The sequence below is a fragment of the Acidovorax sp. LjRoot74 genome, assembly GCF_964254355.1.
GTDB lineage: Bacteria > Pseudomonadota > Gammaproteobacteria > Burkholderiales > Burkholderiaceae_C > Acidovorax.
This window is the reverse complement of record NZ_CAXUTI020000001.1, coordinates 2,424,149-2,438,132: the sequence shown is the minus strand read 5'-3', so window position 1 is coordinate 2,438,132 and position 13,984 is coordinate 2,424,149. Positions and strand designations below refer to the sequence as shown.

Annotated in this window: 14 protein-coding genes; 3 read left to right on the top strand and 11 right to left on the bottom strand. The window is 66.2% G+C overall.

Features of this window, described 5'->3' with window-relative positions:
• Positions 1-7: 7 nt before the first annotated feature.
• Entirely contained in the window at positions 8-2,380 is a 2,373-nt protein-coding gene (locus tag ACSQ3O_RS11410) for a Tex family protein (protein ID WP_436138946.1), read from the bottom strand.
• Between the two features lie 285 nt (positions 2,381-2,665).
• Here ACSQ3O_RS11410 and ACSQ3O_RS11405 point away from each other — a divergent pair, with 285 nt between their 5' ends.
• The 3 genes from ACSQ3O_RS11405 (at position 2,666) to ACSQ3O_RS11395 (ending at position 4,707) form a co-directional block, all read left to right on the top strand.
• Positions 2,666-2,959, top strand: coding sequence for a DUF4148 domain-containing protein (locus ACSQ3O_RS11405; protein WP_260669033.1), 294 nt, complete (start codon positions 2,666-2,668; stop codon positions 2,957-2,959).
• Between the two features lie 198 nt (positions 2,960-3,157).
• Positions 3,158-3,562, top strand: a complete 405-nt coding sequence (locus ACSQ3O_RS11400) for a hypothetical protein (RefSeq protein WP_137746552.1) — start codon at positions 3,158-3,160, stop codon at positions 3,560-3,562.
• A gap of 62 nt (positions 3,563-3,624) precedes the next feature.
• Positions 3,625-4,707: a DUF72 domain-containing protein gene (locus ACSQ3O_RS11395; RefSeq protein WP_436138945.1), complete on the top strand. Its 1,083-nt coding sequence runs from the start codon at positions 3,625-3,627 to the stop codon at positions 4,705-4,707.
• Between the two features lie 121 nt (positions 4,708-4,828).
• Here ACSQ3O_RS11395 and ACSQ3O_RS11390 read toward each other — a convergent pair whose 3' ends face one another.
• The 10 genes from ACSQ3O_RS11390 to ACSQ3O_RS11345 form a co-directional block, all read right to left on the bottom strand.
• A complete protein-coding gene (locus ACSQ3O_RS11390) occupies positions 4,829-5,869 on the bottom strand; it encodes a diguanylate cyclase domain-containing protein (RefSeq protein WP_436138944.1) in 1,041 nt (346 codons plus the stop codon).
• A gap of 213 nt (positions 5,870-6,082) precedes the next feature.
• Positions 6,083-6,673, bottom strand: coding sequence for a methylated-DNA--[protein]-cysteine S-methyltransferase (locus ACSQ3O_RS11385; RefSeq protein ID WP_137746550.1), 591 nt, complete (start codon positions 6,671-6,673; stop codon positions 6,083-6,085).
• 50 nt (positions 6,674-6,723) lie between these two features.
• Positions 6,724-7,629 carry an SDR family oxidoreductase gene (locus ACSQ3O_RS11380; protein WP_436138943.1) on the bottom strand — a complete coding sequence of 302 codons (906 nt, stop codon included), beginning with the start codon at positions 7,627-7,629 and terminating at the stop codon, positions 6,724-6,726.
• Between the two features lie 255 nt (positions 7,630-7,884).
• Positions 7,885-8,820, bottom strand: coding sequence for a glutathione S-transferase family protein (locus tag ACSQ3O_RS11375; protein ID WP_436138942.1), 936 nt, complete (start codon positions 8,818-8,820; stop codon positions 7,885-7,887).
• A 23-nt stretch (positions 8,821-8,843) separates the two neighbouring features.
• Positions 8,844-10,520, bottom strand: a complete 1,677-nt coding sequence (locus tag ACSQ3O_RS11370) for an isovaleryl-CoA dehydrogenase (RefSeq protein ID WP_436138941.1) — start codon at positions 10,518-10,520, stop codon at positions 8,844-8,846.
• A gap of 43 nt (positions 10,521-10,563) precedes the next feature.
• Positions 10,564-11,016 (bottom strand): GNAT family N-acetyltransferase, encoded by a 453-nt coding sequence (locus ACSQ3O_RS11365; protein ID WP_436138940.1) that lies wholly within the window; start codon positions 11,014-11,016, stop codon positions 10,564-10,566.
• 143 nt (positions 11,017-11,159) lie between these two features.
• Positions 11,160-12,176, bottom strand: a complete 1,017-nt coding sequence (locus ACSQ3O_RS11360) for an NADP-dependent oxidoreductase (RefSeq protein ID WP_436138939.1) — start codon at positions 12,174-12,176, stop codon at positions 11,160-11,162.
• 95 nt (positions 12,177-12,271) lie between these two features.
• A complete protein-coding gene (locus ACSQ3O_RS11355; RefSeq protein WP_137746545.1) occupies positions 12,272-12,703 on the bottom strand; it encodes a PaaI family thioesterase in 432 nt (143 codons plus the stop codon).
• A gap of 154 nt (positions 12,704-12,857) precedes the next feature.
• Positions 12,858-13,649, bottom strand: coding sequence for an SDR family oxidoreductase (locus ACSQ3O_RS11350; protein ID WP_298452153.1), 792 nt, complete (start codon positions 13,647-13,649; stop codon positions 12,858-12,860).
• A gap of 134 nt (positions 13,650-13,783) precedes the next feature.
• Positions 13,784-13,984 carry a hypothetical protein gene (locus ACSQ3O_RS11345; protein WP_436138938.1) on the bottom strand — a complete coding sequence of 67 codons (201 nt, stop codon included), beginning with the start codon at positions 13,982-13,984 and terminating at the stop codon, positions 13,784-13,786.

Below are 13,984 nucleotides of genomic sequence, written 5' to 3'. Positions count from 1 at the left end.
CCCGCAGTTACCGGCCTTTGGCCTGTTGCAACTTCGCAAATGCCGACGCCATGGCCGACGGCTGGGCCGCCTCGTTGGCGCGGCGTGGCGGCTGGGCGTAGCCCCGGCCTGCCCCTTCAAAACGGTTGTCGCGCGGGCCCCGGTCGCCTCGGTCGCCCTGCTGGCGCGGCGCTGCGTCCAGCTTCATCGACAGGCCGATGCGCTTGCGCTCTACATCCACTTCCATGACCTTGACCTTGACGATGTCGCCGGTCTTGACCACCTCGCGCGCGTCGTTCACGAACTTGTGCGCCAGCTGGCTCACGTGCACCAGGCCGTCCTGGTGCACGCCCAGGTCCACAAAGGCGCCAAACTGGGCCACGTTGCTCACCGTGCCCTCCAGCACCATGCCTTCCTTCAGGTCCTTGATGTCTTCCACGCCGTCGTTGAAGCGTGCTACCTTGAAGTCCGGGCGCGGATCGCGGCCGGGCTTTTCCAGCTCGCCCAGGATGTCCTTGACGGTGATCACACCAAACTTCTCGTTGGCAAACAGCTCCGGCTTCAGGGTCTTGAGCATGTCGGCGCGGCCCATGATCTCGGCCACCGGCTTGCCCGTCTTTTCCATGATCTGCTCGACCACGGGGTAGGTCTCGGGGTGCACGCCGGTCATGTCGAGCGGGTTCTCGCCGCCCCGGATGCGCAAAAAGCCCGCGCTCTGCTCAAACGTCTTGGCGCCCAGGCCGGCCACGTCCATCAGCTGCTTGCGGCTCTTGAAGGCGCCGTTGGCCTCGCGCCAGCGCACCACGGCCTTGGCCACGCTGCCGGACAGGCCCGAAACGCGGCTCAAAAGCGGCACGCTGGCCGTGTTCAGGTCCACGCCCACGGAGTTCACGCAGTCTTCCACCACCGTGCCCAAGGTGCGGGCCAGCTCGCTCTGGTTCACATCGTGCTGGTACTGGCCCACGCCGATGCTCTTGGGGTCGATCTTGACCAGCTCGGCCAGCGGGTCTTGCAGGCGGCGGGCGATGGAGGCGGCGCCGCGCAGGCTCACGTCCACATCGGGCATCTCCTGGCTGGCGTATTCGCTGGCGGAATAGACCGAAGCGCCCGCCTCGCTCACCACCACCTTCTCGATAGCGCGCTCGGCCTTGGCGGCCATCTTGATCAGGTCAGCGGCCAGTTTATCCGTCTCGCGGCTGGCCGTGCCGTTGCCAATGGCGATCAGGTTCACGCCGTGTTTTTCCACCAGTTTGGCCAGCGTGAACAGCGATCCATCCCAGTCACGCTTGGGCTCGTGCGGGTACACCGTGGCGGTCTCCACCAGCTTGCCGGTGGCATCCACCACAGCCACCTTTACGCCAGTGCGGATGCCGGGGTCCAGGCCCATCACCACGCGCGGCCCGGCAGGCGCGGCCAGCAGCAGGTCGCGCAGGTTGTCGGCAAACACCTTGATGGCCACCTTCTCGGCATCGTCGCGCAGGCGGGCGAACAGGTCGCGCTCGGTCGAGAGGCTCAGCTTCACGCGCCAGGTCCAGGCCACACACTTGCGGATCAGGTCGTCCGCCTTGCGGCCCGCATGGCTCCAGCCCAGGTGCAGGGCGATCTTGCCTTCGGCAACGCTGGGCTTGCCAGGTTCGGGCTCCACCGGCAGCACCAGCTTGGCTTCCAGAATCTCCAGCCCACGGCCCCGGAACACCGCCAGCGCGCGGTGCGACGGCACGCGGCCAATAGGCTCGTCGTAGTCAAAGTAATCGCGAAACTTGGAGACCTCGGGGTCATTCTCGTTCTTACTGTCCACCTTCTTGCTGCGCAGCAGGCCTTCTGCCCAGAGCCACTCGCGCAGGTTCTGCACCAGGGCCGGGTCTTCGGCCCAGCGCTCGCTCAGGATGTCGCGCACGCCGTCGAGCACGGCGGGCACGGTGGAGAAATCGGCACCGGGCTTGCCGTCGTCCAGCACTTCCGGCGGTTTCGTGAACGCTGCGGCCTCTGCAGCGGGGTCCAGCGTGGGGTCGGCAAACAGTTTGTCGGCCAGCGGCTCGATGCCGAACTCGCGGGCGATCTGGCCCTTGGTGCGGCGCTTTTGCTTGAAGGGCAGGTAGATGTCTTCCAGCTCCTGCTTGGTGGGTGCGGTCGCAATTGCGGCGCGCAGCGCATCGGTCAGCTTGCCCTGCTCGTCGATGGCCTTGAGCACGGCCACGCGGCGGTCTTCCAGTTCGCGCAGGTACGACAGGCGCGCCTCCAGCTCCCGCAGCTGGATGTCGTCCAGCCCGCCTGTCACCTCCTTGCGGTAGCGGGCGATGAAGGGCACCGTGGCGCCACCGTCCAGCAGCTCCACCGCTGCGCGCACCTGGGATTCACTGACTTTGATTTCTGCGGCCAACTGCCGAACGATCTGCTGCATGGGGGACGGACTCTCTGAGACGCGGTCAAACGATGGAAAAGCGAAGCGCGGGAGTTTGCCACAGGCGGTTTGGCCATTCCCCGGCCCACCTGCAAGCGGCCTGCCGATTGTTTTCAGTACTGGAACAGTTAGTTCGCGACCGGGCAGTTTTTCCGTAAACACCATCGGCGTACAGTTCAACCCATCGATGAGCCGAACCCGCAAGGCGACTCACCGAACCGGTTCAGGAATGGTTTTTGACCCGGCTTTTTTGAGACGCTTTTTTCACTTTCAAGGATATTCATCATGAACAAGACCGCCCGTTTCCTCTCCGTCGCTGCTGTTGCCGCTTTCGCCGCTTTTGGTGCCCACGCTGACGAAGCCGATGGCTCGCAATTCGCCCTGAAGTTCGACACCAACCGCACCCGCGCTGAAGTGCAAGCCGAAGCCGTAGTGGAAGCCAAGACCCACAACATGGAACCCGCAGGCTCGCGCGTGGTGACCTACAAGTCCAACGCCGACCGCGCTGCAGTGCGTGCCCAGGCTGCCGAAGCCGTGCGCACCGGCCAGATCCCCCACGGCGAATTCAGCGCCATGTAATTGACACAGTTGCGGGACTTCCCATGGCGGTGGCACTTCGCGCGGTGCGGGTGCTGCTGCCATGGGAGGTGTTTTGGACAAGCACCCACTCCCCACACTGGCCAAGCAAACTGGGCTCCCATCGGGAGCCTTTTTTGTTGGTGGGGAACACGGCGCTTTCGGCCCTTCATAAAATGGCCAGCCGCTCTTTCACGCCCCATGTCCCTCCCCCCCTTCCCCATCCGCACCGAATGCCCCCCCGGCACCTGCGTCTGCGACCGGGATGCTTTGCTGCAGACGCCGGGCGGCGACGTGCGCATCCTGATGCTCACGCGCACCGAAGAGAAAAAGATGCTGGAGCGGCTGGAGAACCTGGGCAGCCTGGCAGACCTGCGCAGGATGCAGGAGCGCATGGAGCAGCAGCTGGGCATTCGCCTGTCGATCACCCAAAGCCCGCATGAGGTGCGCAGCCTGCGTGGCATTGCGATCCTCGTGCATGAGCAGCCGGGGCTGTGCCGCAAGACGCGGCAGGCCATTCCGGCGGCGATCAAGAAGAGCATGGATGCGCAGCCGCAGATCACGTTTGACCTGCTTGACGAAGGAGGGTTGTTTGGCGGCTTCTAAAGGCATCGGCCACACGACGCCCCACCGGCCTCACGCCCGACGGACTGATTGACTGACTGCGCATGCAAGACGACCTGTTTAGTGACGCGCTGCCCAAGCCCCCTGTGGGAGATGTTGCGGCGCAGGCGTCCACCCCAAAACCCACCCCGGAGGCCGAGGCTCCCGCGCGGCGCAAGCGGTCTGGCGTGGTGGCCCCCATCGCTGCCGACGAGGCATTGAAGGCCCTGGCCGCCGCCCTGCCCACGCGGCTGCGGCTGGGCACGTCGTCGTGGACCTACCCCGGCTGGAAAGGGCTCGTGTGGGAGGGGGAACACTCCGACGCACAGCTCTCCAAACAAGGACTGGCTGTGTATGCGCAGCACCCGCTGATGCGTACGGTGAGCATTGACCGCAGCTTTTACCGCCCGCTCACGGCAAGCCAGTTTGAGCGCTATGCGTCCCAGGTGCCCGATGACTTCCGGTTTGTGGTGAAGGCACCGAGTGTGGTGACAGACGCACTGGTGCGCAGCGAGGATGGCCGGGGCCGCCAGTCCAACCCGGCGTTCCTCAGCCCCGAGCTGGCGCGCAGCGAATGTGTGGAGCCTGCGCTGCAGGGCCTGGGGCACAAGCTGGGGGCGCTGGTGTTTCAGCTCAGCCCCCTGCCGCTAGCGCAGCTGGACCGCATGCCCTCGCTGCTGGAGCGCCTGCGCACCATGCTGCTCGCCTTGCCAGCCCTCGCGCCGATGGCCCCCGATGGCGTGATTGCGGTGGAGGTGCGCGACCCCGAATGGCTGACCCCCGACTTTGCCGCCGTGCTGCGCGAGGCGGGCGCTACCTACTGCCTGGGCCTGCACGCCAAGATGCCGCCCCTGCAGGCCCAGCTGCCCATGCTGCGTGCGCTGTGGCCCGGCCCCCTGGTGTGCCGCTGGAACCTGAACCCGGTGCATGGCCCTTATGGCTATGAAGATGCCGAGCGGCTGTATGAACCCTACGACCGGCTGCACCACCCGGACCTGGAAACGCGGGCGGCGCTGGCAGCGGTGATTGCGGGTATCACGGGCCGGGGGCAGAACGCGCTGGTGACCATCAGCAACCATGCAGAGGGCAGTGCGCCGCTGACGGTGCGGGGGGTCGCAGAAGGGATCGTGAAGCTGGGGCTGCAATAGGACCTACCGGCGCACTGGCGCTGGAGCCCCCACATGCAGCGCAGGGCTTCAGCAGGCTCAGCCCGAACAGTTTTTGCGCCGACTCAGTGAACGCAAAGAGGCGCGAAGAGGTGCCAGGACATCAGGCAGTCGCCAGCTCGATCCGGTTGCGCCCGCCCTGCTTGGCGCGGTACATGGCGCGGTCGGCGCGGCGCACCAGTTCTTCGGGCAACTGGTCGCGCTGGGGCTGCAGGCTGGCCACGCCAAAGCTCACGGTGACGATGCCGTGCGGTGCGCCTTCGTGGGGCAATGCCAGTTGGTGGATCGCTGCCTGAATATGGCGCGCCACCTCGGCAGCGGCGCCCAGGTCGGAGCCGGGCAGCAGCACCACAAACTCTTCGCCGCCAAAACGGGCGGCCAGCTCGCCCTCGCGCCGTGCGCCCACCTGGGCGAGCGTGGTGGCCAGGGCGCGCAGGCAGGCGTCCCCGGCCAGGTGGCCATAGTGGTCGTTGAAGTGCTTGAACACGTCCACATCCAGCAGGATGAGGCCGAGGGGCGCAGCGGCCCGCTGGGCGCGCGCCCATTCGTGCGCGAGCGCGTCGTCGAAGTGGCGGCGGTTGGCAATGCCGGTGAGGCCGTCGGTATTGCTCAGCAGCTCCAGGCGGTGGTTGACCTGGGCCAGGGCCTGGGTGCGCTCGGCCACCAGCGCCTCCAGCTCGCGGTTGCGCTGGCGCACTTCTTCGATGGGGTAGACCTCGTCGCCATGGGCTGTGCCGAAGGGGATGGAGACGCTCACATGTGCGATCTTCCAATCGCCCTCACCGCCACCCTGCCCCCCTTCGCGCCGGAACAGCACGACCTTGCGCGCCGTCTCCCGCGCAAAAAGTGCATCGGGGATGGGCAGGTGGATGTGGAAGAAGGCAGTGGCGGCCAGCAGGTCCGCGCCCAGGTCCTGGGTGAACAGGTCCAGCATCTCGATCACGATGGGCTGGGGCACCTGCAGAAAATCCTGCCGCGTGGTCTCGATCCAGTCGGCACGGGTCTTGACCAGCTTGTCGCTGCTGCCCGAAAAGCCGCTGAAGTTCTCGCTGAAGCGGTCCAGCAACCGCTGGTCGCGTGCGGCGTACATCCCGATGTACTCGTCAAAGAGCATGCGGGCGAGGCGCTCGCGTTCTGGTGACATGCGTTGGTGTCCTTGTCGGGTCTTCGTTGGGTGCAGGGAAGGCGTTGAAGCCTCAAAAGCATTGCACCGACGCGTGGGGCGCACATGGTCCCCGCAGTGGCAGGCGCTTTCAAAGACCTTCGTTTGAATGTAACACCCACCCCAGACGACAGAAACTACGGAACTTCCCTGCTCCAGCCCCCGCGCTTGCGGGGCCTGAGAGCCTGTTCAAGGTCAGTCCCTGGGCGCAAACAGTGCCAGGGTGTCGTGGGCAAAGGCGCCCTCGATGTCGAGCATGCGCATCTTGGTGGCCGCACCGCCACCGGCAGAGAAGCCACCTGTTTTGCCGTTGGCGGCCAGGATGCGGTGGCAGGGCACCACGGGTGCAAACGGGTTGTGGCCCAGGGCTTGGCCCACGGCACGGGCGGCGCCGGGCTCACCCAGTTGCGCCGCCATCTCGCCATAGGTCATGGTCTTGCCAGGCGGGATGCGGCGGGCCAGTGCGTACACGCGGGCGTTGAAGGGCGGCACGGTATCAAGGGCCAGAGGCACGTCGCACAGGTCGTCGCGCGCGCCCTGCAGCGTGGCCACCACGCGCGCGGCCCAGGCAGCAACCTGGGGCGGCATGGCGCATTCGGCCAGTTGCGGAAACCGGCGCTGCATGCGCGCGCGTGTCTGAGCCTCGCCCGTGTCCTCGGGCAGCTGCACGCCCACCAGCAGCGCGCCCTGCCACGCTATGCCGCAGTGGCCGATGGCCGTGGGGAACAGCGCGTAGCCACTGGCTGCATGCTGCTCTCCAAGGGGGGTGGGTGCCTGCACTGGCATAAGCTACATATTTAATAGCAAAAAAGGCATATGGATAGCGCGGAGGGTGCCTATTCAGCCCTCAAAGCTGCACGCAGCTGCGCACCCACCTCGGGCTTGCCTGCAAACGGGTCGGTGGGGTTGCGGCCCAGCATCACGTCTTCCATGCGCGTCTGCACCGAGGCAATGGCCTTGGGGTGGCTGTAGATGTAGAACTGGCCCTGGGCGGCGGCGTCGAACACCTTCTGCGCCACTTCGGCCGCAGTCACCTTGCCGCTGCCCACGGCCTTGTCGCTCATGGCCTGGCCGATGAGCTGGCTCTTGGTGGGCTTCTCGGCGGGCAGGTCGCCCGGGCGGTTGCGGTGGCTCTGGCTGATGCCGGTGGGCACGAAGAACGGGCACAACACGCTGGCCGTGACCTGATCGGTGACGAGCGACAAATCCTGGTGCAGCGTTTCGGACAGTGCCACCACGGCATGTTTGCTCACGTTGTAGATGCCCATGTTGGGTGCATTCAGCAGCCCGGCCATGCTGGCGGTGTTGATGATGTGGCCACGCCAGGCCGGGTCGGCCTTGGCAGCCGCCAGCATCATGGGCGTGAACAGGCGCACGCCGTGCACCACGCCCATCAGGTTCACGCCCAGCACCCATTCCCAGTCCTTGACCGAGTTCTCCCACACCAGGCCGCCCGCACCCACGCCTGCGTTGTTGAAGACCAGATGCGGCGCGCCAAAGCGCTGCTGTACATCGGCGGCGAGTTGCTCCATCTGGGCGGCGTTCGACACGTCCACCTTGCGCGCCAGCACCTGCACACCTGCGGCCTGTGCCTCGGCGGCTGCGGCGTCAAGCGCGTCCTGCTGCACATCGACCAGCACCAGGTTCATGCCCAGGCGGGCGCCAATGCGCGCGCATTCCAGGCCAAAGCCCGAGCCTGCGCCAGTGAGGACGGCGGTTTTGCCAGCAAAGTTGTCGATCATGGTTTGTGTCTCCTTGAAATGGTGTTTGTTTTTGAGGGTTCAGCGGTTGGGCATGGGTCTGTGCATCCGTGCGGTCACCGAGTCTTCATGGCCCCGTCGTCCTCACCACCCCAACCGTTCGCCCTGAGTTGGTCGAAGGGTGCTCGCGAGGCTCGCCCTGGCTTCGACAGGCTCAGCCCGAACGGGCGGAGGTGGGGTGACCGGGAAAGGTTTGGCTAGCAGCACCCCGCCAAAGATGTCGCGCAGCGTCGCCGTTCAGGCCTTCACAGCCCGCAGCACGTACCCGATGCGGGGGAAATGCACATGCACGGTGCCCGCGCGCGGGTCGGTGCGGCGCAGCGTGTAGCGCGTGCGGGTGGCGGCGATCAGCTCGCCCTCGGTGGGCTCGGTGCCAAAGCTCTCGGCAGAGATGGCGACCTGCGTGCCCAGGGGGATGCCGTGTTCGTCCTGGAACACATCGTCCGCCAAAGGCAACGGGTCCATGCCGGCAGCCACGGTGATGGCGTCCTGCGCACTGAACTTCTCCATGCGGCCGTGGCCCAGGGCGGCCATGCGGTCCATCCACTCCAGCACGGCGGGCGTGGCGGCAAAGATGTCGGCCATCACGGGCACACACTGGCGCGTGAACCACAGCGGGTGGTAGGCCGCGAAGTCGGCCAGGCATGGCTCAGCGCCAAACAGAAAGTCGTGCTCTTCGGCCATGTGCGCAATGCGGCGCAGGTACGAGCGGTAGGCGGCAGTGGCATCTGCCGGGCGCAGGCGCTGCATGCCTGCGCTCATCTCGCGGCGGTCTTCACCAAAGGCCTGCGCTGCAGCGGGCGGCAGGTTGGCAAACATGGCTGCGGCGCCCTTGGGCTGCAGGTTGTAGGCCATGGCGGCCCAGAACAGCGTGCTGTCGGCCCACTGCGCAAACACGCGCGCCACCCCCTTCAGATGCGGCGGGTACAGCACGGGCTCGGGCTGCTCGTGCTCCAGCACATCGCAAATCAGGGCCGAGTCGCAATAGATGTCGGCACCGATCTGCAAAAACGGTGTCTTGCGGTAGCCGCCCGTGAGCGCCACCACATCGGGCTTGGGCGCAATGCTGGGGATGATCACGGACTTCCAGGCCAGTTGTTTGTAGCCCAGTGCAAGGCGGATTTTTTCCGAGAAGGGGGACGAGGGGTAGTGGTGCAGGATGAGGTGGGACATCGTGGGTCTCCGAAATAATAGGGTCAGGCGGGCAAGGCGCGGTCCAGCAAGGGATCAAGGTCCACGCCCGCCCCCAGCGTGCCGAAGCTGTAGCCCCAGTCGCCGCCCAGGCGCGAATCGCAGAAGGCGCCAAACACACTGGCAGGCGCGCTGCGGTACAGCAGCGCGGCCTGCACGGCCAGGGCCACGTCCTGCGCCAGGCGGCGGGCCTCGGCTTCCGTCGTCATCGCATCGACACGCAAGGGCAGCGCACTGGCCATGCGGTCCAGCGCCGGGTGCGCGCCGCGTGCGGGGGCCAGTTCGTCGGCCAGGGCCGCGGCAGTGTCGGCGCGGCGCACGGCGCGCAGCAGGTCCAGCGCCATGATGTTGCCCGCGCCTTCCCAGATGGAATTGAGCGGCATCTCGCGGTAGATGCGGGCCATGGTGCCTTCGCCGCCCTCTTCCACATAACCGTTGCCGCCCAGGCATTCCATGGCTTCTTGCGCAAACACGCTGCCGCGTTTGCACACCCAGAACTTGGCCACGGGCGTGAGCAGGCGGGCCATCACGGCCTCATGTTCACTCTTGTCTTTGTTGTCAAACGCACTCGCAAGCCTTATGGACAGTGCGGTAGCCGCTTCACTTTCAAGAGCAAGATCGGCCAGCACATTGCGCATCAGCGGTTGCTCGATGAGCTTCTTGCCAAAGGCCGAGCGCTGGCGCGTGTGGTGCAGCGCAATGCTGAGCGCCTGGCGCATGAGGCCGCTGGTGCCCAGGGCGCAGTCCAGGCGCGTCATGGTGCCCATCTCCAGGATCTGCGCCACGCCCCGGCCCTCCTCGCCCACACGCCAGGCCATCGCGTCGATGAACTCGACCTCGGAGCTGGCGTTGGCGTGGTTGCCCAGCTTGTCTTTCAGGCGCTGGATGCGGATGGTGTTGACCGCACCTTCGCCACCATCAGGCAACACACGCGGCAGGAAGAAACAGGTGAGCCCGCCGGGCGCCTGCGCCAGGATCAGGAACGCATCGCACATGGGCGCCGAGAAGAACCACTTGTGGCCGGTGATGCGGTAGCGCGCGCCCCAGGCATCGTCGCCATCCGGCACAGCCTGCGTGGTGTTGGCGCGCACGTCCGATCCGCCCTGCTTCTCGGTCATGCCCATGCCCATGGTGAGCGCGGATTTCTGCGAGAACAGCGCCAGGCGCGGGTCGTACTGCGTGGCCGCGAGGCCCTGGCTCCAGTCCGTCCACACGGCCGCATTGCCGCGCAAGGCGGGTGTGACGGCGTAGCTCATCGACACGGGGCACAGCACCGAGGGCTCGGTTTCGGTGAACAGCATGAAGCCCGCCGCGCGCTCCACATGCGCGTGGCCCGTGTCCTGGCGCGACCAGGGCGTGGCGTGCAGGCCATGGCGCAGCGCAGCGCCCATCAGCGCGTGGTAGCTGGGGTGGAACTCCACCACATCCGTGCGGTGGCCGAAGCGGTCGTGCGTGCGCAGCTGGGGCTGGTAGGTGTTGGCCAGACGCGCGTGGGTCAGCATCTCGGCCGAACCCATCTCGGCACCCAGCGCCGTGAGGCCCGCCAACGGCAAGCCGGGGGCATGCAAACGCAGCGCATCCCGCAAGGGCTGGTTGGCGGTGAACAGGTTCACATCCGCCCACGGCGTGCTCTGGTTGAAGACATCATGGGTACGCGCCAGGGATACGGTCGGCAAGGTCATGTCGGCTCCTTCACAAGCGGGGTGCGCGGGGCGGTGAAATCCGTCAGTCCGCGCGTCTCAACATTTCGACGTGGGGGATATCGTCTTCCAGGTACTCGTCAGAGACAGCCTCAAAGCCCAGGCTGCCGTAAAAGCCCTGCAGGTGCGCCTGCGCACTGATGCGGATGCCCCGGCCCGGCCATGCCTGGCTGCAGCGGGCAATGCCCTCCTGCATCAGCGCACGGCCCGTGCCATTGCCACGCGCCTCCCGGGCAGTGACCACGCGGCCGATGGAGGGCTCGGGGTAGTTCACGCCCGGGTCCACCACGCGCAGGCAGGCCTGCGCCACCCCGGCCTCGTCGTAGCCCAGCAGGTGGTAGGACTGCTTGTCCGCCTCGTCCGGGTCCTGGTAGGGGCCCTGCTCCAGGATGAACACCTTGCAGCGCAGCGCCAGGGCGTCATGCAGCGCATGCACGCCCAGATCGTCGAAGCGGGCCCAAACCCAACGGAGCATCATTGGCGCATTCCTCGCAGAGGGTCATTCAGCAAGGCCTGCGCAACTGGCGCGAACCAGGCCAGGGCCGCCGTGCAAGGGCCGCCCCGCCGCACTGGCGGCGTCCCCCCTGGGGGGGGAAGAAGCGAAGCGGCTCAGGGGGGGCTTCATACCAGCTTGACCAGTTGCTTGCCGAAGTTCTTGCCCTTGAGCAGGCCGAGAAAGGCCTCGGGCGCGGCGGCGATGCCTTGCGCAATGGTTTCGCGCGGACGCAGCTTGCCCGTGCCCACCAGGGTGCCCAGCTCCTTGAGCGCATCGGGCCAGACTTCCATGTGCTCGCTCACGATGAAGCCTTCGACCTTCATGCGGTTGATGAGCATGAGCGCGGGGTTGGCCATGGGCAGCGGTGCGCCGTCGTAGCCCGCGATCATGCCGCACAGGGCAATGCGGCTGAAGGCGTTCATGCGCAGCATCACGGCGTCCATGATCCAGCCGCCCACGTTCTCGAAGTAGCCATCAATGCCGTTGGGGCAGGCTTCTTTGAGCGCCTTGGACATGGCCTTCACATCGCTGTGCTCCTTGTAGTCGATGCAGGCGTCAAAGCCCAGCTCGTCCACCGCGTACTTGCACTTGTCCGCACCGCCCGCAATGCCCACCGCACGGCAACCACGGGCCTTGGCCAGCGCGGCAAAGGCGCTGCCCACGGCGCCGGTGGCGGCACTCACCACCACGGTGTCGCCCTCCTTGGGCGCGATGATCTTGACCAGGCCATACCAGGCCGTCACGCCCGGCATGCCCACGGCGCCCAGGTAGTGCGACAGCGGCACATGGGTGGTATCGACCTTGCGCAGCGCGCCGGGCTGCTCGGCATTGACCACGCTGTATTCCTGCCAGCCGCCCATGCCCACCACCTTGTCGCCCACGGCGTACTTGGGGTGGTTGCTTTCGGCCACCTCGCCCACGGTGCCGCCGATCATGACTTCGCCCAGCGCCTGCGATGCGGCGTAGCTCTTGCTCTCGTTCATGCGGCCGCGCATGTAGGGGTCCAGGCTCAGGAAGTGGTGGCGCACCAGCACTTCGCCATCCTTGAGCGCGGGGGTGTCCACCGCCACCAGCTTGAAGTTGCTGGCCACGGCCTCGCCGTGGGGGCGGTTGTCGAGAACGATTTGTTGATTGCGTGGCATGGGAGGCTCCTTCAGTGTGAAAACACTATCAATTTAATAGCTATCAGCGCTTATCCATTGCGCGGAAACGGCCATTTTTATTCAAAAAAACGGGCTCAATCGGTGGAAATCACCTTGAGCCCGTTGGTGCTGCGGTTGTCCACCGGCAGGCGCCGCACGTACTTGAACGTGCCGGTGGCGTGGCTGCAGATGCGGCCCTGCGCGTCGTACACCGTGCCCTCGGTAAACGCCATGGTGGCGGTGCGGTGAATCAGCCGCCCCTTGGCCACCAGCGGCCCGCGCGCGGGTTGCATGAAGCTGGTCTTCATCTCGATGGTGACCACGCCCATGTCCGGCGTCTCGCTGCGCGCAGCGGTGGCCATGGTCACATCCAGCAGCGTCATCGACGCGCCGCCGTGGGTCACGTCGAACGAGTTGAGGTGCTCGGGCTTGGCCTCGTACCGCAGCTCGGACTCGCCCTTCTCCATGCGGTGCAGCGTGAAGCCGAGGTGGCTGACAAAGGGGATTTCGACACCGAAACTGATCAAGGTTTGTTCCTTTGGAAAAGTAGGTCGCAACTGGCGCAGCCCAGGCGAGGGACGCAGAGCAAGGGCCGCCCCGCAGCGATTGCGTCGTCCCCCTTCCCGAATCGCACAGCGATTCGAGAGAAGGGGGAAGCGGCGCAGCCGCTCAGGGGGATGTTCACCCTCCCGTAACGATGCTCACACCCCCATCCACCGCCAGCCACTGGCCGGTGATGTGCTTGCCCGCATCCGAAGCGTACAGCGCGCACAGGCCCTTCAGGTCTTCGTCGTCGCCCAGGCGGCCCAGCGGCGCGTGTGCGGCCAGCGCCTCTTCGCCCATGGCCTTCAGGGTGCCGACCGTCATCTTGCTGGGGAAGAAGCCGGGGCAGATCGCATTGACACGGATGTTGTACGCGCCCCATTCGGCCGCCAGCGCGCGGGTGAAGTTGATCACCGCGCCCTTGGAGGTGTTGTAGGCGATGGTGTTCATGCCCTTGGGGTTGCCGCCCAGGCCCGCGATGGAGGCCACGTTGATGATGCTGCCGCTGCGGCGGCCGATCATGCTGTGCTTGGCGATGTGCTGGGAGAGGATGAAATAGCCGCGCACGTTCAGGTTCATCACCTTGTCCCAGGCGTCCACGGGGTGGTCCTCGGCCGGGGCGCCCCAGGCCGCACCAGCGTTGTTGACCAGGATGTCCACATGGCCCAGGCGTTGCAAGGTCTCGTCGGCCAGGCGGCGAATATCGTCTTCTTTGGCGCAGTCAGCGGCGATCCAGCTGGCTTCGATGCCGGCGGCCTTCAGGTCGGCAGCCGCTTCTTCCAGGTCGGATGCCTTGCGCGAGCTGAGCACGATCTTGGCGCCCGCCTCGCCCAACGCGTGGGCCAGTTGCAGGCCCAGGCCGCGCGAGCCGCCCGTCACAAGGGCGGTTTTGCCGGTCAGGTCAAACAGTTGTTGGATGGTGCGTGTCATGGTGTCTCCTTGGGTGTATCGGATTATTTTCGGTATCGGTCGCCCGTGGCGCCCGTTGGTGTCCAGCGCCGATTGTGCGGCGCAACGCGAGGCCATTGTGTCGCCCCCGTGTCGGCCTGGCCCGGGCGGCGTGGTCAGTCTGTCTTCAGGCGCGCGCGCACGGCAATCAGCACCACGCCCACAGCGGCCGCCAGGCCACCGCCCAGCACCATGCTCCAGCCCAGCGCGGCATCAGAGCGCTCTGTGGCCAGGCCCAGCACCAGCGTGAGCAGGCCGCCATAGATCAGTACCCAGATCAGCTTGTGCAGACGCTGCAACGTATGGGGTGCGGCCAT

What these genes read in the sequence shown, in the direction of transcription:
- ACSQ3O_RS11345 (WP_436138938.1), bottom strand. Translation starts at nt 13,984, where the DNA reads ATGGCCGCACCCCATACGTTGCAGCGTCTGCACAAGCTGATCTGGGTA.
- ACSQ3O_RS11380 (WP_436138943.1), bottom strand. Translation starts at nt 7,629, where the DNA reads ATGATCGACAACTTTGCTGGCAAAACCGCCGTCCTCACTGGCGCAGGC.
- ACSQ3O_RS11395 (WP_436138945.1), top strand. Translation starts at nt 3,625, where the DNA reads ATGCAAGACGACCTGTTTAGTGACGCGCTGCCCAAGCCCCCTGTGGGA.
- ACSQ3O_RS11405 (WP_260669033.1), top strand. Translation starts at nt 2,666, where the DNA reads ATGAACAAGACCGCCCGTTTCCTCTCCGTCGCTGCTGTTGCCGCTTTC.
- ACSQ3O_RS11400 (WP_137746552.1), top strand. Translation starts at nt 3,158, where the DNA reads ATGTCCCTCCCCCCCTTCCCCATCCGCACCGAATGCCCCCCCGGCACC.
- ACSQ3O_RS11360 (WP_436138939.1), bottom strand. Translation starts at nt 12,176, where the DNA reads ATGCCACGCAATCAACAAATCGTTCTCGACAACCGCCCCCACGGCGAG.
- ACSQ3O_RS11385 (WP_137746550.1), bottom strand. Translation starts at nt 6,673, where the DNA reads ATGCCAGTGCAGGCACCCACCCCCCTTGGAGAGCAGCATGCAGCCAGT.
- ACSQ3O_RS11350 (WP_298452153.1), bottom strand. Translation starts at nt 13,649, where the DNA reads ATGACACGCACCATCCAACAACTGTTTGACCTGACCGGCAAAACCGCC.
- ACSQ3O_RS11365 (WP_436138940.1), bottom strand. Translation starts at nt 11,016, where the DNA reads ATGATGCTCCGTTGGGTTTGGGCCCGCTTCGACGATCTGGGCGTGCAT.
- ACSQ3O_RS11375 (WP_436138942.1), bottom strand. Translation starts at nt 8,820, where the DNA reads ATGTCCCACCTCATCCTGCACCACTACCCCTCGTCCCCCTTCTCGGAA.
- ACSQ3O_RS11370 (WP_436138941.1), bottom strand. Translation starts at nt 10,520, where the DNA reads ATGACCTTGCCGACCGTATCCCTGGCGCGTACCCATGATGTCTTCAAC.
- ACSQ3O_RS11390 (WP_436138944.1), bottom strand. Translation starts at nt 5,869, where the DNA reads ATGTCACCAGAACGCGAGCGCCTCGCCCGCATGCTCTTTGACGAGTAC.
- ACSQ3O_RS11410 (WP_436138946.1), bottom strand. Translation starts at nt 2,380, where the DNA reads ATGCAGCAGATCGTTCGGCAGTTGGCCGCAGAAATCAAAGTCAGTGAA.